Below are 20,663 nucleotides of genomic sequence, written 5' to 3'. Positions count from 1 at the left end.
CTTCAAAAAAAAAAATCCATGATGAACAGAATTAAAACAATAAATTTTTATCATTTTTTGTCTGCGGCACTGCTGTTTTTATCTGGGCTATTAGGATTTTTTTTATTTTCCTTAATATCCCATAATCAACCAATGTCTAATATATCGTGGAATAATGCTATTCAGGTTAATTCAATTAAAATTAATGAAAAACCTTTTTTCCCATTGGGGTTTTATCATATTTCTTTTCAGTTAGAAATTCAAAAAAAAATGGAAGCCCTGCGAGATATGGCTGCTGCCGGTTTCAATACTATTCATGCTTCATGTAACGATCTTAATGAATATAATACTTTTCTTGATGAAGCCGAGCGATTAGGTGTTTATGTAATTACTGAATTTAAAGGGACTGAACCTCTAGATGTGGTTGCTAAATTCAAAAATAAACCTGCTGTTTTAGGTTGGAGTATAGCTGATGATGTGGGAGACCATGAAAACAGTTATCAAATCTTGGAAATTCATAAAAAAATCAAAGCTATTGACCCTAAACATTTTACTTATATTAGTATCAGTAGTTGGTCTAAGAAGTGGGATGATTATGCTCATGTTGCCGATCTAATTGGTGGTCAGTCTTATCCTATTGGCTATCCTTTTAACAATCGACCCAAAAAATTACCCAATCATTTAATAGAAGTCAATTATGTATTCAATAAAGCTCGCACCGCAGCGGATCGATATCAGCATCCAGTTATTGCTAATTTGCAAACCTTTTCTTGGAAAGAATCACATTTTCCAACGCCTGATGAGGTTCAAAACATGACCTATCAGGCTTTACTTTCTGGTGTTAACGGCATTTTATTCTATACTTATGAGGATCGAGAGAACAGGATTAAAGAACATCCTGATGTCTGGAATCGTCTGAAGTTAATTAGGGCTGAAATCAACAAGATGAGTCCGGTTTTGTTGCTAGGTACTGTCAGAAAACTGAATACGAAATGGAATGATGTGCTAGCAAATTTGTGGACTTATCGTAACATAATATATGTCGTTATCATCAATACATCTCAGACGGAAACAAGACAGGTTTCTCTATTGTTTCCTTTCCAGACAAACAAAATATCCCAACCTCTATTTCCCGAGCTTCCATCTGGGATGATTTTTCAAAATGGTACATTTAGTGGTTTAATTCAACCAGGGGATGTTCATGTCTATCAATTATCTCAGTAAGTTTTTTATTATTTTATATAAAAAACTAGAGCAACAGAATTAAACCTATTTTTTCAGCAATTATAGGAGGATAAAATGGAACCACTTGTAAGCATTGGAATGCCAATTTTCAACAGTGAAAAAACTTTAAAATTGGCGGTTCGTTCTCTGTTAAATCAAACCTATTCTCATTGGGAACTTCTGCTAATTGATGATGGCTCTGAAGATCAAACATTAAATATTGCCCAGAGTTTCAAAGATTCGAGAATTCGAGTCATAGCCGATGGACTTAACCAAAAGCTTCAGCGTCGTCTAAACCAAGCGATCGCTCTGAGTCATGGTAAGTATTTTGCCAGAATGGATGGAGACGATATTGCTTATCCAGAGCGTCTAAAATCTCAAGTAGCATACCTTGAAGAACATCCTGAAATTGACCTTTTAGGAACAAATGCTCTAGTCTTTGATAGAGAAGGAAATCCTATGGGAATAACTCAAGGAAACCTTGAACACAATGAAATTTGTCATCGTCCGAGAGCAGGCTTCAAAATATTACATCCCACTTGGATGGGAAAAATTGAATGGTTTCGGACTTATCAATACCGAACATGGGCGACTCGGGCTGAAGATTATGAGATTCTACTTCGGAGTTATCAAACCAGTCATTTTGCCTGTGTTCCCGATATTTTACTAGGATATCGTGTAGCAAATTTGTCACTAAAAAAGAGTTTACTCAGTCGCTATACTCTGTCTATGGTTTTACTAGAAAAAGCCTGGATTGAAAAAAAATATGGGTGGACATGGGGAGTAGTAGAGCAAGTAGCAAAAGCTTCAGTAGATGCTGTGGCAATGAGTACAGGTCTAAATTTCAAGATCCTGCGGCATCGGACTGGTAATCACCCAGTTTCTCCAAAAGAATTAAGGCGGTGGAAAGAAATTTGGGAGAAGTCTAATAGTGATACTGAAGATATCAAGTATTAGGGCTAGAGACATCCAAACAGTATCGAGACGAAATTATCCAGAAACAGCGGAATGAATTTTACCGCTATGTACGAGAGATGACTGAAGCGTGGTTGAGACAAAAATAATGAAAAAACTGTTAGTAGTGACAACTATCCCAGAAACCCTGAATTTCTTTTTACCCATTGCTGCTAAATTGCGTGCTCAGGGGTGGCAAGTGGATGGGATGGCCGATCGGGTGTCCCAGAGTCCCAAACATCTAAAAGCATTCGATCGCGTTTGGGATGTTGAATGGTCAAGAAATCCCTTAGATCCCCGCAACTTAACGATCGCGCCCCAACAAATCCAAAAAGTGTGGGCTGAAGAATCTTATGATTTGGTCAATGTTTCTACACCTGTAGCCGCTTTTGTCGCTCGCTATAGCCTCAATAATTTACGCAAGCAAGGTAAAGTCAAAATCATTTATACAGCCCAAGGTTTTCACTTTTATCGAGGAGGTTCTCCTCACCGCAATGCGATTTTCTTGACTCTAGAAAAATTAGCAGGTATGTGGACTGATGAGTTAGTTGTTGTTAATCGCGAAGATGAGGAAGCTGCGAAACGCTATGGACTCATCGCCCCCGATCGCGTTCATTATATCCCCGGAACTGGTTTAAATGTGGAACGCTTTAATCCCAGTAATATTCCTGAAACAGAGGTAATACGGGTGCGTCAAGAGTTGGGACTGACACCGGAAAATCCTTTATTTTTGTCTGTGGGAGAATTCATACACCGCAAAAGACCAGAAGATATTATTAGGGCTTTTGCCCAGTTAGGACGTACCGAAGTGCATTTAGCCTTCGCCGGTAATGGAATTCTGTTTGAGGAAATGCAACAATTAGCATCAAACTTAGGACTCCAAAATCAGGTGCATTTTTTGGGCTTACGTTCCGACATTCCGATTTTGCTGCGGGCATCTGTGGCGACAATCTTGGCATCGTCCCAAGAAGGTCTTCCTAATTGTGTGATGGAATCTTTATGTGCAGAAGTTCCTGTGATTGGGACTGAGATTCGAGGGACTCGCGATCTGTTGCAAAATGGCAACGGTATCTTAGTAAAAGTGGGAGACATTCAGGCATTGACCCAGGCAATAACCTGGATTTTAGAGCATCCAGAGGAAGCTAAGACAATGGGTAAAGGAGCAAGAAAACAGATGATGGCTTATGCCGAGAAACCGATTAATGAACTCTATGAATCTCTCTATTACTCCCTTTGAATTAGGACAATTCATCTCTATAACTCACTAAAAAGCATCCCAAATATATGCAAACAAAAAATATTAATTCAAGCGATCCTTTGTGGATACAAACTCTAGAAAAAATCCCCCACGATTTTTATCATTTGCCTGGGTACGTAGATTTAGAAGCAACAAGAACCCACGCTAAGGCAGAAGCTATTTTGATTGCCGATGGCGAACAAATATTTTTCTTGCCTTATTTGTGGCGAGAGTGCCATGATTTATTCGCAGACACAGTAGAAATTTTTGATGTAATATCGCCCTATGGTTATCCCGGATTTTTGTTAAATAAATCCGCAGCTAATACGCCTAATTTTTTAAATTTAGCAATAAATCAATTAACCAATGAATGGCGAAATAAAAATGTATGCTCTGCTTTTTTACGACTCCATCCTATTCTGAACTCTAACATTAATCAAGTAAAAGATGATGATTTATTTACCCTAAATGGAGAAACTGTTTATATCAACTTAGAACTTGACAAAAGTGAAATATGGCATCAAACTAGAGGAGATCATCGGAATAAAATAAATAAACGAAAACGCGAAGGCTTTTCGGCAAAAATGGTTCCTATCGAGGAATATATTAATGAGTTTAATGCGGTCTATGAAGAGACAATGGATCGGGTTGGCGCGTCAAAATTATATTATTTTGGAGTCGAATATTTTGCAAAAATGAGCGAGGCATTAGGAGATAAATTGCATTTATGTATGGTAGAATTGCATGGGGAAATTACCTGTGGTGGTTTGTTTACTGAATGTTGTGGCATCGTTCAATTTCACCTAAGTGGTACAAAGTCAAGCTTTTTGAAACAAGCACCCACCACTCTAATGTTAGATTATGTTCGATTCTGGGCTAAGGAACGGGGCGATCGAGTTTTGCATCTAGGTGGTGGTGTGGGCGGTACAAAAGATAGTCTTTACGATTTTAAGGCTGGCTTTTCTAAGGAAAGACAAACTTTTTTTACCCTCCGCTTAATTACAGATGAAGAAAAATATCTTCATTTAGTTAAATTACGTGCAAAATATCTGAATATTGAGGTGGAGAAGCTACTGAATACCAATTTTTTTCCGGCCTATCGCTCGAACGGATGAGGATAATTGTATGATGGACAACAAAATGTACAGCTAAGTAGAATTTGATAGTTGGACAGTTCAAGAACAAAGGAATAGTTTACGGACGGTTTCTGTGAAAATAAGTAATCAATCAGGGAACATGAATAATCACCAATCGCTTATCACCAAATTTGCCAAATTAGTTAAGTGGGTATTAGATAGATTAGTTGCTGCGATCGCCCTGTTGGCTTTCTCTCCCGCGATACTAATTGTGGCGATCGCCATTTATATGCGTATGGGGCAACCGATTGTTTTTACCCAACCCCGCCCCGGCAAAGACGGTCGCATTTTTAGCTTCTACAAATTTCGCACCATGACCAGCGATTGTGATGGGGAAGGAAACTTACTCCCCGATGAACAAAGATTAACCGCGATCGGTGAATTTTTGCGTCGCACCAGCTTAGACGAACTTCCTCAACTCTGGAATGTTCTCAAAGGGGATATGAGTTTGGTTGGCCCTCGCCCCTTGTTAGTAAGATATCTAGAACGCTACAGCCCTGAACAAGCACGCCGCCATGAAGTTATGCCCGGTATCACTGGGTGGGCGCAAGTGAACGGTCGCCGACTACTAGATGCAAATTGGTCAGAGAAATTTAGGCTCGACGTTTGGTATGTCGATCATTGGAGTCTGTGGCTGGATTTGAAAATACTTTGGCTAACAGTAGGTCAAGTATTGGGACAAAAAGAAATCAGCCAAGCAAATCATGCTACAAGCGAAGAGTTTAAAGGTAATGAATAAGGAATTAGAATCACTGACAGAAAGATGGGAATTCGGCTCAGAATTCCATTGGTCCGATGATGCTTTAGCACCATCATCATCGGCAACTTTATTTCCAGAAAAATATGAACTATTTGCCACGGGGACAGGCGTTTTATTGTCTATACAACGTTTGTTAAAAGGCGATGGAACTCGATTGAGGCTGCATTTGCCAACCTACTTCTGCATGGAAGTGGCACAGAAAATGAGTAAAGTTTTCGAGCTCTGTTGGTATCGAGATTTGCCTACAGAACCAACACCAGACTTTAACACGCTTCGCCCGTTACCGGGTGATTTGGTGTTGGCAGTTAATTTGTTTGGCGTGAAAGAAGGGAAAGCTTGGCAAGATTGGCTAACTCAACAGGAAAATATTATCTTAATTGAAGACCACAGCCACGATCCCTTCTCGCTTTGGGCACAGCAGACTAGCGCTCACTACGCGATGGCATCCCTGCGAAAAACACTCCCTATTCCCGACGGAGGAATGGTGTGGTCTGGGCAAAAAATGGAACTCCCTCGACCTTCTCAATCAGAATCACCCGCGGCTTCCCAAAAACTCACAGCTATGCTACTAAAACGAGCATATTTGATGGGTGCGGATATTTCCAAAGATAGCTATCGAATACTGCAAATGCAAGGCGAGGAAGATCTGATTAATGATGGCGATCGCGCCATTTCTACCCTGACCAAAAGTATCCTGTTAAGTTTAAAAATTGACGAAATGAGGCAACGGCGAGAAGCCAACATCAGAAAATTTTTAGATTTGGTATTGAAAAATAAAAATGACTGTTGGCAACCCATTTGTACTGATTGGAAACCAGGTGCAGTACCTTTTAACAGCATTATCCTGTGTAAAAATCATCAAATTCGACAAGAACTGCGCCGATTTTTGATAGGCGAAAACATTTTCGCCCCAGTTCATTGGCCACAACCGCCAGATCTAGTATCGGGTAAGGATGCCCTGGCATTCGATTTATCCAATCGACTCTTGATAATTCCCACAGATCATCGTTATTCCTACAACGATATTGAGCGAGTCGCTGCCAAAATGGGTGTATTTTTACCCACTCATTAGTTATATTTTACGAGAATGAAATACTAGGAGAAATGTTCATGCTTGTCTTTATTATGCCGGTCAAGAGTAAGGAAATTACAAATTCCTGGGAAATCCTCTCGAAATTAGTGGAACGATGCGTTAAGTCTGCTTGTAACCAAACATCACTTAATTTCCGAGTAGTTGTGGTTTGTAACGAGAAACCGAATATTCAGTTTCAACATCCTCATATTTACTATGTTGAAGTAGATTTTCCCGTACCTATTTACAAAGATACCGAACCGGAACGACTGAAGGGTTATGACTATGCTTTGCATAGCAAAGAAATAGTCATGAAAAATGCAGACAAAGCCAGAAAAATTTTAACGGGAATAGAATTTAGTCAACAATTTCAGCCTTCACATATTATGGTGGTAGATTGTGATGATTGTGTTAGTAAAAAACTAGCTGAGTATGTCCATAGACACGAGGATGGTGATGGTTGGGTCTTCAGAAAAGGATACATCTATCGAGAAAACAGTAAAATTCTTTACATGAACACTAAAACTTTTAATCAGACCACAGGCACCTCGGTGATTATTAAGTATGGTTTGCATAAGCTGCTTTTTGAAAATCCTGACTTGTATGCTCATAGCTTTAATGTGTTACCAGGTGCCAATATCCAACCTTTACCCTTTGTAGGAGCTGTTTACACCATTGAAAATGGTGAAAATATTTTAGCCAACAAACAAATAACGTCACAGATTATCAACACAAATTTGATGAAAGATATTGGCTCTCTCATTAAAAAGATTTTTAAGTATAGATTGGTATTTTTGAGTAAGTCAATAACTGATGAATTTGGCTTGTATCCCTGTGGTGGAAGCCATTAGCAACCAGCAGATTAAAAGTGCTGTATACTTAGTCTGCGAAAAATTATTGCTTCCGGGTTGAAATAGCCCAAAGTGGTAATTGGAAACATTACTTACAGTTTATTTTACATAGTGAAAAAACAAATTCTGCTATCAACACCTCACATGGGTTCCCTCGAACAGGAGTTCGTCAAAGAAGCCTTTGACACCAACTGGATCGCCCCCGTCGGTCCCCATGTAGACGCTTTCGAGCAAGAATTCTGCGAAGTAGTTGGCGCTAAACACGCGGCGGCTGTTACTTCGGGTACCGCAGCTTTGCATTTAGCCCTCAAATTAATTGGTGTCGGTGCGGGAGATGAGGTTTTTTGCTCGACTTTGACTTTTATTGCGACTGCTAGCCCGATTACTTATCTTGGTGCAAAACCTGTTTTTATTGATAGCGATCGCACTTCTTGGAATCTAGACCCCAACTTGTTCCGAGAAGCTCTTGACAAACGAGCAAAAATTGGTAAATTACCCAAAGCTGTTGTCATCGTACACCTCTACGGTCAAAGTTGCGACATCGACCCAATTCTAGCAGCTTGCAATGCTTATGAAATTCCGCTAATAGAAGATGCAGCCGAATCTCTAGGGGCTAGCTACAAAGGTCGATCGCCTGGAAGCTTTGGTAAAATCGGCATTTTCTCATTCAATGGTAACAAAATTATCACCACTTCCGGCGGCGGAATGTTAGTTTCAGATGACCAAAAATTAATAGAAAAAGCTCGTTTCTTGGCAACCCAAGCCCGCGATCCCGCTCCTCATTACCAACACTCAGAAATTGGCTACAATTACCGTCTTAGCAATATTTTAGCTGGAATTGGTCGGGGACAATTGCAGGTTTTAGAGGAAAGAGTACAGGCGAGAAGGCACAATTTTGAATTTTACAAACAAGCTTTAGGAAACTTGCCGGGAATCGAATTTATGCCGGAAGCAGCTTTTGGCAAAGCTACTCGCTGGCTGACTTGTTTGACAATCGATCCAGCCGCTTTTGGTACAGATAGAGAACAGGTTCGTCTCGCCCTCGCCCAAGAGAAAATAGAAGCGCGTCCGGTTTGGAAACCTTTACATTTACAGCCTGTTTTTGCTGATTGTGAATGTATCGGCGGTGCGGTAGCTCAAGAGTTATTTGAGTATGGGCTTTGTTTACCTTCTGGTTCTAATTTAACCGATGAAGATTTAGAGCGGGTAACAAGTGCGATCTCGCAAATTCACAAAGAACATGGATGATCTAGCCGAAGAAAGTTCGGCAACGGATTCGGTAATATTGTTTACGGTTGTTTGGAAAAGATTAAACCGCTCTTGCCGCAAAGTCTCCAGAAGAGAAGAGAGATGAATACAGGACGATACCAAAGTATATCCCCGACTTCTTCAATAAGTCGGGGATATCGGTATTCTGTTTTTTGATTGATGCTGCTACCATTCTTGTAATGCGATCGCAATTCCCTTTCTCAACCCCAGTTCCAAATTATCTTCTTTCAGTAAATTTTCTAATTTCTGCCTCACCCGATCGCCACCTAGCTGTTTGAGCGCTGATAAACTGTGCAGCCTGACTCTGGTATCTGGGTTAGCCAACAGTTGAATCAAACAATCTAGCGCCCTGAAATCTCCTAATTGACCTAAAGCTAAAGCTAAAGATTGTTTGACTTCCACCTGCTGGGCTGCCGGATGACTACTTTCGAGAAAATCGATCAGAATCTCAGCAGCTTTGCCTTTTAATTCCGGCTTTGACAGACGCCCCAACACCGTAATAATTTCTTGACAAACAGCATAATTAATGTTATGAAATTCTCCTGTTAGCGCTTGTTGCAAATATTCCCAAGCCGCGCTTGTTTCCATCCAGCTTAAAGCCCGAACAGTTTCAATTTGCAATTCCACCGGAGTTGTTACCGATCGCAATAATTCAAATAAAGCCGTCGCCGCTGCATCCGTTTTCAGCCGTCCCAGAGCCATCGCAGCTTGCTGACAAACTTCCAAACGGATATCCCACAACAAAGGTTTCAGCAAATTAACTAAATCGAATTCTGCGTCTAGGTACGAACGAACTCCTAGGGCTCGCACGGCTTCTTTTCTGACTGCTGTGGCGGGATCTTTGAGTGCTGCTATCAATACCGGCCCAATCCGCGAGTCGTGAAAAGTGCTCAGCGCCTCGATCGCCGCCAAGCGCACTGCAACTTGGGAATCTCCGACTACACTCAACAGCGGTACGATGGTTTCAGTGTGGCGAATTTGAGCCAGTGCTTCTGTTGCAAACTGTCGGGAGTCTGCTTGGGATAACAGAGCTGCTAGGGATGCGACTGCTGTTGGCCCTAAATTCCCCAGGGTTTCCGCTGCGATTTGACTCAATTCTTCGTCGGAATTTTTGACTAATTTTGCTAAAGTTTCAATCACTTCCGGGCGATCGAACTTTCCGAGGATGCGGGTGGCGAACCACTGCTGTTCGGTATCTGCGTCTTCGTTTTCGAGTATATCGATTAAGGGTGCGATCGCCCTAGTTCCCAGATTGGGCAATATTTTCGCAATATCCCATCGATCTTGAAAATCGCCCCATTCTAAGGCTTCTATGGCCAAACTTACGGCCTTGTCTAAATTTTGTGTTTCCAGCGCCTGCTGTCCCTTTAGTGGCAGTTGTTGCAAGCATTGGACAAGTTCAGACCAGTTTTGGCGATCGGCAGCGGCTTGCGCTTGTTCTAAAATATTAGACATAATTTTAGTTGAGCTTTTTTAAGGAGGGAGGTAGATGAACGTTTGCAGTGGGCAATTGATAGTTGACCTTTATTGTTATAACAAATAACCAATAACCAATAACCAATAACAATGAAAAAAATGAAAAAAGCTCTACTGTTAATAAACCAGCACTCCCGAAAAGGGAAAAATCTATTCTCTCAAGCAACTGCCCAATTGCAAGCACTAGGTTTTGAGTTAATTGTAGAGTCTAGCACCGATCCTCACGAACTTTCAGCAATCATAAAATCCTACCAAAATTTGGTGGAATTAGTCATAGTCGGCGGTGGAGACGGCACTCTCAATGCAGCCATCGAAGGTTTAATTGACACTCAGTTGCCCTTGGGTATTTTGCCCATGGGAACTGCCAATGACTTAGCTCGCACTCTCGGAATTCCTACCTCTTTATCAGCAGCTTGTCAAGTAATTGCCAGCGGTAAAGTCCGGCGCATAGACTTAGGTTGGGTGAACGGCCAGCATTTTTTTAATGTAGCGAGTTTGGGATTGAGCGTGCAAATTACCGAACGACTGACGAAAGAAGTCAAGCAGCGTTGGGGTATTTTAGCCTATGCTTTTACTGCGTTGCAAGTAATTTGGAAATCCCGAATTTTTAGAGCGGAAATTCATACAAATAACCAAATTTTTTATGTAAGAACTATTCAAATTGCGATTGGTAACGGTCGCTACTATGGCGGTGGCATGACGATTGCGGAAGATGCAACCATAGACGATCGGCGACTAGATTTGTACAGTTTGGAAACAAATAATTTGTGGGAAATAATCGCTTTACTTCCTGCCATGAGGCAAGGCAATCATGCTATTTGGTCTAATGTTCGCACCTTGGAATCTGAAGAAATTGAGGTGTATACTACCAAACGTCTTGCGATTAATACCGATGGTGAAATCACAACTCATACTCCTGCGAAATTTCGAGTTATTCCTAAAGCTTTAATAGTTATAGCACCGTAATAACTCACAACTTATATATAGCCTTTCTTAGAAAGATGAGGTAATTGGTAATTGGTAATTGGTAATTGGTAATTGGTAATGCCCTATACCCATCCCCCCTAGGGGGGGGGCAGGGGGGGGTTCCCCATGCCCCATGCCCCATACTTCGACAACGCTGGAGCCCAAGTGCCCCATTACCCATTACCCCATTGGTGTCAACTTAAGGCCAAACCCTGTCACAGACTACTGTTTGACGATTAAGGCCAGATCCCCCCTAACCCCCCTTAAGAAGGGGGGGACAGGAGTCCGATCAAAGTCCCCCTTCCCCCCTTGGGGGGGGCTAGGGGGGGGTGGGGATTTAGGGGGATCTAGACTCAGGTAAAAACCAGATTTCTCAAGGCTTTCAGGCTTAAGTTGACACCTATGCCATTACCCATTACCCATTACCCACCTAACTGAGAAAGGCTATATATGTGTCTTGTAGAACAGGCATCTTGCCTGTTTTTTTATCAGTTAATAATCGCCCCCAGCACCGTATTCCCAGGCTTCAATTAATCGGTGAAAATAATATTGCTGCTGCGGTGACAACTGCTTCACCTGCGGTTCTACAGCTTTAGCCAAAGGCTGCAATCCCGTATAAATCCCTAAATTTACATAATGAACCATCCAATCCAACAAATTAGGTATTCCCACCTGCGGGATGATTTTCATCACTAATCCAGGATGACTAATTGCAGTTTTAAACAGCGTTTGTGACAAAGCCGGAAACAGCACGATATCCTGAAGAAATGGTTTGAGTACAGGTTCCCCCAACTCTTCCATTACCTGAAACACACTAGACAAAAGTTGATTAATTTGATTGGGGGCGATTTTCTGATTCATCGTCGCACTCATGGAACGCTGAAACAACCAGGTGACAGATAGATTTGGCTGATAGGGCTGCAAAAGTGCCAGGGAATTTTGACTGAGACTGTCGCTTGTTAAAGCTTCGTGAATTCCCAGAGTTAAGCGCTGAAGATGACGCACCATTGCGCCGAAACCACCAAAGCTGAGGGGAGATTGACTGCCGCTGCTATCTCCGACGGGGAGAATTCGATTCCAAGGGGTTTTGAGAGGACTTTGGCGATAGCAAGGGAAAAATCCATAGAGTGCTCTTTGAAATTTAAGCTGGTGAAGTTCGACCTTTTGATATTGGGGAAGCAAGCGCAGATATTCTTCAAATAATGTTTCTAAACTGAATCTTTCTGTGTCGGCATCTAGGTAAGTAAATAGGTAAGTGGTGCGCCCGTCTCGCGCGGGAAATGCTTCCCAAAAATATTGGCACTGATTTTGCATTGGGGTGAAGGATGCAAATAAGTCGCCGGTGTCATTTTTGGGGAATCCTTGGGCGCAACTACCGACTACTAAGCAGACGGCATCGGGTTTTTTGCCTTGTCTGGCTTGTCGCACAATGGGTGAAAAATGCCCCATTGCGTCTATTAATAATCTGGTTTTAAATAAATTTGGGGCTGCTTGCGCATCTGTACTGGTAGATTCTATGACAACTCCATTTGGGTGAATGGTTGCTTTTTTAAATGGTGTATTTTCAAATAGTTTACCTCCGGCTTGGAGAAAGCGCTGTTTGAGGGTTTCGAGGAGGTAAACTGGGTCGATTCCAATGTTGAGTACGTCCCGCACCCAAATGTCTGGGGTATCGGGAAAGCTGATGCGGGCTGGATTATATTCGGTAGCAATGGCTTTTTCTATTTCTTCAAGGGATAGTAAATTTAGTTTTAAGAATACGTCTAATTCTTTGCGGGAAATGTTCCATTCTTGATCGCGGCCTCGCAGGATGCCACGTTCGAGTAAGGCAACTCGCCAGCCTTGCAGGGCTAGGGCTGTACCGATTAGTATTCCTAGGGTTGCGCCGCTGATAACTATGTCGAAGTTTATGGTTTCGAGGGGTTGTGGGCTGTACTCGACGGCTTGGGGTGTGGGTGCGGTGTTTTGTTTGAGGTTTTCCCAGAGTCGATCGACCTTTCGCAGGCCTCCAAGGGCGTCTCCCGGCACTTGGGAGAGGATTTTTTCGGTGAGGGACATCGGGTTTTAATATTAAATAGGGTTAGTTTTATAGTTTAGCTATTGGTATTTTTAATTTTTTTTAATTAAAACTGGAACAGGCATATTGCCTGTTCTTGAATGGAGTAATTCACAGCCATCTTGCCTGGGCCAGACTGATTTCACAGGCTTTTGGGCCTGTGTCACTGGCTTTTGGCAATGATTTTTAATCAAGTGTACTTACTTCTTCAACCTGTAGTCGATCGCACGCAATGCGATCGCACACAATTGCACCACTCTCCGTACTCCGGGAAACTTCCAACTCAGCGTGCTGTGGTGCTTCAAACAACAAACGTTCTCCCGGAAATACCGTGCGCTCAAAATACCAATCAGGAATATTGGTAATCCGAGCAATTTGAATCTTGTTAGTAGTATTGATATACCAACACAAAATCTTTACAGAGGGATCGGAATTTACGGAGTTAATTGTTAAATTCATGTTCTTAAGTTGCTGTTTTTGTCAGGAGGTGATTTAATCAAAAAGTTGACTCTTACCAAACTAACACAATTTTTTTTAAATGGCAATAATTATGTTATTTCCCTAGGTATTTCAACGGTTTAATTTCTCTTTAAAATTCTTAACTTACTCTCAAGCTTGTGCAAAGACAGGCGTACCTAAAGAACAAGATTCCCATGCACCCATAACAGGTGCGCTCAACAATTGGCACTGACCAAAGGAACCTGTTTGCATTTGATAGTGATGGCAAAAAGTACATTTAGAAATAGAATGGCAATCGCGATCCGCCATTACAAGGGTGGGTTTTTGGGCTATTTTCTTGCGGTCTAGAAGTAGAGTGCTCATCAAATTACTTTTTAAATCATTACTTTCAAGTATGACAGCACAATTTAATACCCTGCGTCTATCTTAAGGCTTACTTAGTATTTATTCTGGGTCAGGGAGCTATCTAAACAACTTCCTTTTTTAGATTAAAAGCATAGGGATCGATTTAATCGGCGGATCGACAGCAATGACTAATGCCCTATACTTCGGCTAGCTCCCGTACAATTCCCTAGGTTCTAGGACTTAGGCGCTCTGTCCCTGAGCGCCCGATCGGAGAAGGGTTATATTTTCCTCTAACTTGTTAAATAAAGTAGCCAAAATAGTATTGGAAAATAAAAAACCTTCGGGATCGCTTAACCTCAAATTCCCGGAGAGTGGTAGCAGTTCGCCCTGATTTAAAGTTGTGTGAAGCGAAGCTATCCCGTCGGGAATCGCCCCATCAGAAGCCACAATTTCCACCCACCCTTGCCGCGAGTACGGTTGCAAAGACTGCCAAATTTTCTCAACCGTTTTTTGACCGAACTTATTAGCTAAATCTGACAAACTCAGCCCTTCTGCTAAACGCAAACCCAGCATTAAGGTTTCTAACAAAACTTCATTTTCTGACAGGGGGAAATTTTGCTTAATTGTCGAGTCAGCATCATCCTGGGAATCGATGGGAGAAATCGATCGCACCCATTCATAATATTCTTGAGTTTTGCGAGGTCTCGTCCACCGCACTCCATCCACATAACTCGCCGCCCCCATTCCCAAACCGTAATAAGGGCGATTTTCCCAATAAACCCGGTTGTGACGACACTGATAACCGGGCCGAGCATAATTAGAAATCTCGTAATGTTCGTATCCAGAACCGGTGAGAATTTCTCGCGCTAAACGGTACATTTGAGCAGCGGTTTCATCCGCAGGCAAGGGTTGTTCCCCTGCTTGAAAATAGCGGCCGAAAGCTGTGACGGGCTCAATAATTAAGTCGTAACTCGACAGGTGAGTGGGGGAAATTGCTACGGCGGCTCTCAGGGAAGCTTCCCACTCAGAAGCAGTTTGGTGCGGCAGTCCCGATATCAGGTCTAAACTGAAATTGACTATACCCGCGGCTGGAATTATTTCTACTGATGCAAAAATATCAGCGACAGAGTGCGATCGCCCGCAAGCTTGCAACAATTCATCCTGAAAAGCTTGGGAACCCAAACTAACTCGATTAACTCCCGCTGCTACATATCCCCGCAACTGTTCTAAAGTAAAGGTACCTGGGTCTATTTCTATAGAAATTTCCGCCTCAGCAGCAATCCCAAATTGGCTGTCGAGAGTTTCTAAAATAGTAGTTAATTGTCTCACTGACAGCAGCGAAGGTGTACCGCCACCAAAAAAAACTGTGTTCAGGGATGCCCCTTTATTGGGCGTTTTCTGAATTTCTTGACATAGTACCTCTACGTATTGCACGATTGTGCCGGAATTATCGCCATTTTTGCGATCGCCCACTACAAACACCGGAAAATCGCAGTAATAACAGCGGCGACGACAAAAAGGTATGTGCAGGTAAGCCGAACTGGGAATCCCATAATTTGCCCTTTGCGCCCCTTTGTCCCGTTCAAATGTTAAATAATCTGTGGTAAATTTCATTCAATCTCACCTAAAAATTACTATTTCTCATCTTGAATTTTAATTAAATTGTCAATAATAATTATGTATTTTATGACAGTTTGTTAACTCAATGAGAATGGGGCGATCGCCTATTTCAGTTTAAGCACAAACTGTTTTGAGTAGCAGTAATTCCCGAAGCTACCGCCACATCTGCCCCCATCGAGGAATTTGGTAGATGCGATCGCCGGCGACTCATGGCCTACAGGGCGATCGCACATCCCCCAAAAGTGACAACCACGAAAAATAAGTTTATGAAAATTAATCAGTAAATAGAGCGATATCCGTCCGAAAGCCAGAAAAAACTATCGGCACGGGAAAGATATAATGTAAACAAATTCATTAACCTCGAACAATGCTAGACGCAATCATAATTATCTCATTCATAATCGCAGGGGGAGGTATCGGCTTTTACGGAGTCGAACTCCTACCCACTAACTTGCTGGAACAAGTTACAAATATACAAGGTTTAAGTTCTGTACTGGGAGCCTTTGGGGCATTAATCGGATTCGTGCTAGGATTAGTGGCTCAAACTACCTACCGACGGGTAGAAAAGCAATTTCGCGATATGCCGGTGGAAATGCTGCTGACACGGGCGATCGGCTTAATCATCGGACTCCTAGTAGCCAACTTAATGCTAGCCCCCCTGTTCCTGCTACCAATTCCCCGCGAGTTTGGCTTCATCAAACCTCTAGTTGCAGTCTTAGGTAGCGTCATGTTCGGTTTTACAGGAGTCAGCTTAACCGACACCCACGGCCGCGCTTTTCTGCGACTGATCAACCCCAAAAGCTTAGACACCACAGTGTTAATGGCTGAGGGTACTTTTAAACCTGCCAGTGCCAAAGTTGTCGATACAAGCTGCATTATTGACGGGCGAATTGAAAATCTACTAGAAACAGGCTTTCTCGAAGGTCAAATAATCATCCCCCAATTCGTTCTCCAAGAATTGCAAGTAATAGCTGATTCCGCCAACGACCAAAAACGAGTACGAGGTAGACGCGGCTTAGATATTCTCAACCGCATCAAAGAAACTTATCCAGAACGGATTCAAATTCACTCGGCTGACTACGAAGATATTGCCACAGTCGATGCCAAATTAGTCCGTTTTGCTTTAGATATCGACGGCATTTTGCTCACAAACGATTACAATTTATCGAAAGTAGCTACCGTTCAAAAACTGCCTGTTTTGAATATTAATGATTTGACTCATGCAGTCCGTCCGACTTATTTACCAGGAGACACCATCGATCTCAAAATCCGCAAAGAAGGCAAAGAACCTTCTCAAGGAATTGGCTACTTGGATGACGGCACAATGGTTGTCGTGGAAGCTGGTAGCAGCTACGTTGGTGCTGAAGCCAGAGTTGTTGTTACCAGTGCCCTGCAAACAACCGCAGGGAGAATGATTTTTGCCCGCCCTCAAGAGTCAGTCATTGCTTAACATAAAGTAACATGGCTAGAGCAATTAGGATGAAAAATTGCGATCGTTGTTTCCTAGCAGCCCCGATTCTCTACCGTGTGCGGTATGATGAATCGGGGCTGTGGTTTTTTGTATGTCTTAAGTGTTGGGAATCCCTAAGTAATTTGTTCAGGGTGTACCCGAAATAATTAACGTGCTCGTAGCAGACATTCCCAATGCCGAAACAGGTTTTAGACTGTTATTTTCAGTAACACCTTTTCCCGGATATCAAGCAGAAATGTTGTTGTTAAGAGAAGAATACGGCGGCAACTGGTATCGGTGGGAATCGAAAAATATGGAAGGCTGGCTTTGTCCAGCTTTGTTCAAATATTTTACCAAAGCACCGGCGAAATTATACTGCAAAGCTGAAAAAATACCATAATTTAAAAACAAGTCAATGAAAAACTTGTCAATGTTTACAAGAAACTTATTTAAACCAGTCGATCGCCTATCTCGAAACAAGCCCAAAAACACCCTGTATCTGTTTGGGGTATTTGCGCTGTCGATCCTAGCAGCAGTCTCCGCAGCGATCGCGGCAATTAGCGCACTCTTAGCCCCCGTGGAACCGCAAATAATGAGTAAATTCCTAGACGCTACAGGGTTCAACGATATCTCATCCTCTGCTTCAGGCGATCGACTCTCACGCCCAATTAATATCTTAATCATGGGTGTTGACGGCGTACCCAAAACTTCGCTAAACTCCCCGAAAAACTTTGACGGGCGCAGCGATACAATACTCCTAGTCCGCATCGATCCTAGAGATAAATCTATTAATTTACTTTCGATTCCGCGAGATACAAAAATCGAAGTCCCCGGAATTAGCTTCAGCAAAATTAACGAAGCCAATGCTAAAGGAGGTTCAGCCTTAGCCTTACGATTAATTAGCACTATGCTGAACAATATTACTATCGATAGATACCTCCGAGTTAACACCGGTGCCTTGCGGGAATTAGTCGATTTATTGGGACCAGTTGAAGTATTTGTACCTCACACCATGTCCTATCAAGATAATAGTCAAAAGTTAACCATCAAATTAGCACAGGGCTGGCAAACTCTCAACGGAGAACAAGCAGAGCAATTTGCTCGATTTCGCCATGACGGTTTGGGAGATATCGGCCGCATTGGACGTCAGCAATCTTTGATTCAAGCGATGCGAAATCGCCTCGGAAGTCCAGCGGTATTACCCCAAATACCACAAATTATTCGAGTGATGCAAAAATATGTCCATACTAATTTAAACTTTCAGGAAATATTGACCCTTGCAAATTTTAGTTGGCAATTAGAACCAGATAATTTTAAAATGGTGATGTTGCCAGGGCGTTCTAGTTCAGCCGAAGGAGATTCTAGGAGTTATTGGATTTTAGATAAGACGGGGCGCGATCGCATTATGACACAATATTTCAAGCAAGGCGCATCGGATTTCACCCAAGGGCGATTTCGCAATCCGGGCGATTCTGCTTCACTCAAAAACCTCAAAATTGCCCTCCAAAATGCCAATAGTAAACCTAAAACAGCTAAAAATGTGGCAGCATTTCTCCGAAAAAAAGGCTTTTCTAATGTATCGGTAGCCCCGGATTGGGCAGACAAGCAACTTCAAAGCCAAATTATTGTCCAGCAAGGTGATTTAGAGGGAGCAAATATGCTTCAAAAAGCATTAGGCGATGGTAAAATTGAGGCAGCTTCTACTGGTGAAATCGATTCGGACTTGACAGTTCGCATCGGCGAAGATTGGGTAAAAAATTTTTAAATAGACTTGTTCTAATCTCAAATATTTAAATCCTTGTCGGTGGGACAGGCTCAATATTAGCATCAAAGCCACCGACTTGATTTGTCCTAATTATCCACAGGAATGATGCTTGTTTTAATAATATTTTGGCAAGTTCATCTTGGGTGCGTCTGGGTAACATGGTTCGGTAACTAATCGCAGCTTTTAGTGGATTAGTTATACTCCTGAAGTGACTTTTTTTATGGTGAGCATGAATTCCCACTAATCTAGCATTTTTGCGCCAATCAGGACGGACAATGCCCAGGGGAATTAAGATTTTTTCTAAACTTTTGCCTAAGGCTACTAATTCTTGAAATCTTTGAGTTTGTACGTCGGTGGGATGGGTTTTTAGCCAGTCTTGAATCTGAGGATTTGATTCTACTTCGGCAGTGATTTTTTTGATGGTAGCGTAAATTGCTTGACTGGAATCTTGCACGCAGGAAGTTGCAGGGGTGACTAAACTCGCCCCGGTACCGTCTCCGCTGCGATAACGCGCCATCATGATATCTAATTGCTGGTTTAATTCGTCTAAAGGTGACAATTGGATGCTGTCGAAGTGGTAGTCAAGACACACGCAATCTAATTTACAAATGATATCGCAAACTGGGCGATCGCCCAACCAACCTCTTGCCAAGTCTCCCATATAACTTTGCCATTTGCTCGCACCGGCGATAATTCCGTCGGGATTGTGGGCGTACACTTGTTTGTATTCTATGTCAAAACGTAATTCATTGGTAAATCGATCGCGCACAACTTTGGCTATGCCAAAAGCAAAATGTCCTGTGACAATTCCCAGGGGGGCGAATTCGGCTTTTTTGCCACCGATACCGCCGAAACAGTGAATCACGATACCCATATCTCCTTCTTGCCAAGGGGAAGTACGAGCGTTTTCTGCTTCGTTTGACGACGATAATAATACTATCTTAGCTTGCCCTTTTTGCTGGCGTGTATTTTGCCAATTTTTGCTGTTTAAATAATCCAGGGATTTGGGCAGTCCAAAATGTGTTTCATCTGGGATTAGTTTGGTGATTTTTCGGGGTTCGATTGCTTGGACAACAAAAATATTGTCGGGACCTTTTTCGCCGTAAATGTACCAGCCTTCCGGATTTAATGGGGATTTTTCGATCAGGTGATTTGTAGACCTCGCTACGCCATTTTTGTCTGGCTTGACTTGGGGAATCCGAATGATTTCGGCCGGGCCATCAAACTGTTGAGATTTTTTGTTAAAATGGCGGACAATAAATTTGTCGCCGTTGGGTTTGTTTCGTTGGAGAATTGAGATGAGGGCGCACCAACGTCCGATAATTTGTACTGGTTCGCGCTCGATGGTGAGTTCATAGCGATCGCTGCTGCTATAATGAGTAGCGATCGCTGGACGTCGCAGCATCACTGTCACGTTGTCTTCTAGTCTACTACCTGCCAGAGTTTCTAAAGGGCCGACATTGGCTAATCCGTTCAATCTATCTGGATGGATGTTGCCCGCTTTTTTACTATTTTCTACCTGTTTGGTGAAGTTAATATCTTGGGTGACAGCGTGGACAAAAAATTGAACTTCGCGATTGGTACTCCATTTTAAATTAACTATTTTACCGATAAAATTTTGATACTTTTTCGGTGCATGGAAAACTTCAAAAAATACTGAACCGTAGGGTTGCCGTTGTTCCTTTGATGGCAAAATTAAACGTCCATACCAAAGAGCGATCGGCTGATATAAATGGGCGATGGCTGGGGAATTTTTGTAGAGATTTTCCCCAGGTTGCAATGGCGGCACATTGCTGTTTTCTTCAAATATAGTCACCTCTCCCTGGCTGATATTTTTTCCGAATTGTGGCCTTAAATATTGTCGGTATTTTTGGAAAATCGCCTGCAACCACTTGATGAAAATCATCATAAAAATAAAAGCGGTTAACGAAAAAATTACCGTCAAAATTATCAACCCAATTCCGAAAAATAACCTGTTGACAAATTGACCTGACAGGAGAAGAGTTTTAGACAAGGCAAAAACAGATACTGTCATAAAATAATA

18 protein-coding genes are annotated in these 20,663 nt (G+C 42.2%); 12 read left to right on the top strand and 6 right to left on the bottom strand.

What is annotated here, in order from left to right; translation table 11 throughout:
* Positions 1-18 precede the first annotated feature (18 nt).
* From ACBR23_RS05995 to ACBR23_RS05960, 8 genes are all read left to right on the top strand, one after another.
* Positions 19-1,203, top strand: coding sequence for a hypothetical protein (locus ACBR23_RS05995; RefSeq protein ID WP_371118796.1), 1,185 nt, complete (start codon positions 19-21; stop codon positions 1,201-1,203).
* 75 nt (positions 1,204-1,278) lie between these two features.
* Positions 1,279-2,160, top strand: coding sequence for a glycosyltransferase family 2 protein (locus ACBR23_RS05990; RefSeq protein ID WP_371118795.1), 882 nt, complete (start codon positions 1,279-1,281; stop codon positions 2,158-2,160).
* A 106-nt stretch (positions 2,161-2,266) separates the two neighbouring features.
* Positions 2,267-3,394, top strand: a complete 1,128-nt coding sequence (locus tag ACBR23_RS05985) for a glycosyltransferase (RefSeq protein WP_371118794.1) — start codon at positions 2,267-2,269, stop codon at positions 3,392-3,394.
* Positions 3,395-3,441: 47 nt separating this feature from the next.
* Entirely contained in the window at positions 3,442-4,509 is a 1,068-nt protein-coding gene (locus tag ACBR23_RS05980; protein WP_371115486.1) for a GNAT family N-acetyltransferase, read from the top strand.
* Positions 4,510-4,630: 121 nt separating this feature from the next.
* Positions 4,631-5,269, top strand: coding sequence for a sugar transferase (locus ACBR23_RS05975; protein WP_371118793.1), 639 nt, complete (start codon positions 4,631-4,633; stop codon positions 5,267-5,269).
* Positions 5,262-6,362, top strand: coding sequence for a DegT/DnrJ/EryC1/StrS aminotransferase family protein (locus ACBR23_RS05970; RefSeq protein ID WP_371118792.1), 1,101 nt, complete (start codon positions 5,262-5,264; stop codon positions 6,360-6,362). The genes ACBR23_RS05975 and ACBR23_RS05970 overlap by 8 nt, the downstream gene beginning before the upstream one ends.
* A gap of 38 nt (positions 6,363-6,400) precedes the next feature.
* Entirely contained in the window at positions 6,401-7,213 is an 813-nt protein-coding gene (locus ACBR23_RS05965) for a glycosyltransferase family 2 protein (RefSeq protein WP_371118791.1), read from the top strand.
* A 72-nt stretch (positions 7,214-7,285) separates the two neighbouring features.
* Entirely contained in the window at positions 7,286-8,461 is a 1,176-nt protein-coding gene (locus tag ACBR23_RS05960; RefSeq protein ID WP_371115490.1) for a DegT/DnrJ/EryC1/StrS family aminotransferase, read from the top strand.
* A 186-nt stretch (positions 8,462-8,647) separates the two neighbouring features.
* Here the strand turns inward: ACBR23_RS05960 and ACBR23_RS05955 are convergent, their stop codons facing one another.
* Positions 8,648-9,937, bottom strand: a complete 1,290-nt coding sequence (locus ACBR23_RS05955) for a HEAT repeat domain-containing protein (protein WP_371118790.1) — start codon at positions 9,935-9,937, stop codon at positions 8,648-8,650.
* A gap of 120 nt (positions 9,938-10,057) precedes the next feature.
* On the opposite strand from ACBR23_RS05955, the gene ACBR23_RS05950 reads away from it, so the two are divergent.
* Positions 10,058-10,924 carry a lipid kinase gene (locus ACBR23_RS05950; protein WP_341736421.1) on the top strand — a complete coding sequence of 289 codons (867 nt, stop codon included), beginning with the start codon at positions 10,058-10,060 and terminating at the stop codon, positions 10,922-10,924.
* Positions 10,925-11,416: 492 nt separating this feature from the next.
* Here ACBR23_RS05950 and ACBR23_RS05945 read toward each other — a convergent pair whose 3' ends face one another.
* From ACBR23_RS05945 to hemW, 4 genes are all read right to left on the bottom strand, one after another.
* Positions 11,417-12,982 (bottom strand): FAD-dependent oxidoreductase, encoded by a 1,566-nt coding sequence (locus ACBR23_RS05945; protein ID WP_371114790.1) that lies wholly within the window; start codon positions 12,980-12,982, stop codon positions 11,417-11,419.
* A 184-nt stretch (positions 12,983-13,166) separates the two neighbouring features.
* Positions 13,167-13,439, bottom strand: coding sequence for a DUF1830 domain-containing protein (locus ACBR23_RS05940; RefSeq protein ID WP_371118789.1), 273 nt, complete (start codon positions 13,437-13,439; stop codon positions 13,167-13,169).
* Positions 13,440-13,589: 150 nt separating this feature from the next.
* The gene (locus tag ACBR23_RS05935) at positions 13,590-13,802 is read right to left on the bottom strand and encodes a hypothetical protein (RefSeq protein ID WP_371118788.1); all 213 of its coding nucleotides are present in this window, start codon (positions 13,800-13,802) and stop codon (positions 13,590-13,592) included.
* Positions 13,803-14,024: 222 nt separating this feature from the next.
* Entirely contained in the window at positions 14,025-15,398 is a 1,374-nt protein-coding gene (gene hemW / locus ACBR23_RS05930; RefSeq protein WP_371118787.1) for a radical SAM family heme chaperone HemW, read from the bottom strand.
* 373 nt (positions 15,399-15,771) lie between these two features.
* Between hemW and ACBR23_RS05925 the strand changes: the two genes are divergently transcribed.
* The 3 genes from ACBR23_RS05925 to ACBR23_RS05915 all read left to right on the top strand — a co-directional run bounded on the left by ACBR23_RS05925 (position 15,772) and on the right by ACBR23_RS05915 (position 18,619).
* Positions 15,772-16,854, top strand: a complete 1,083-nt coding sequence (locus ACBR23_RS05925) for a PIN/TRAM domain-containing protein (RefSeq protein ID WP_371118786.1) — start codon at positions 15,772-15,774, stop codon at positions 16,852-16,854.
* A gap of 172 nt (positions 16,855-17,026) precedes the next feature.
* A complete protein-coding gene (locus ACBR23_RS05920; RefSeq protein WP_371118785.1) occupies positions 17,027-17,254 on the top strand; it encodes a DUF6717 family protein in 228 nt (75 codons plus the stop codon).
* Between the two features lie 30 nt (positions 17,255-17,284).
* Positions 17,285-18,619 (top strand): LCP family protein, encoded by a 1,335-nt coding sequence (locus ACBR23_RS05915; protein ID WP_371118784.1) that lies wholly within the window; start codon positions 17,285-17,287, stop codon positions 18,617-18,619.
* Between the two features lie 25 nt (positions 18,620-18,644).
* Here ACBR23_RS05915 and ACBR23_RS05910 read toward each other — a convergent pair whose 3' ends face one another.
* Positions 18,645-20,654, bottom strand: a complete 2,010-nt coding sequence (locus ACBR23_RS05910) for an abortive infection protein (protein WP_371118783.1) — start codon at positions 20,652-20,654, stop codon at positions 18,645-18,647.
* Between the last annotated feature and the right edge of the window lie 9 nt (positions 20,655-20,663).

The organism is Microcoleus sp., from assembly GCF_041354475.1.
Classification (GTDB): domain Bacteria; phylum Cyanobacteriota; class Cyanobacteriia; order Cyanobacteriales; family Microcoleaceae; genus Microcoleus.
This window is presented reverse-complemented; position numbering and strand designations above follow the sequence as displayed.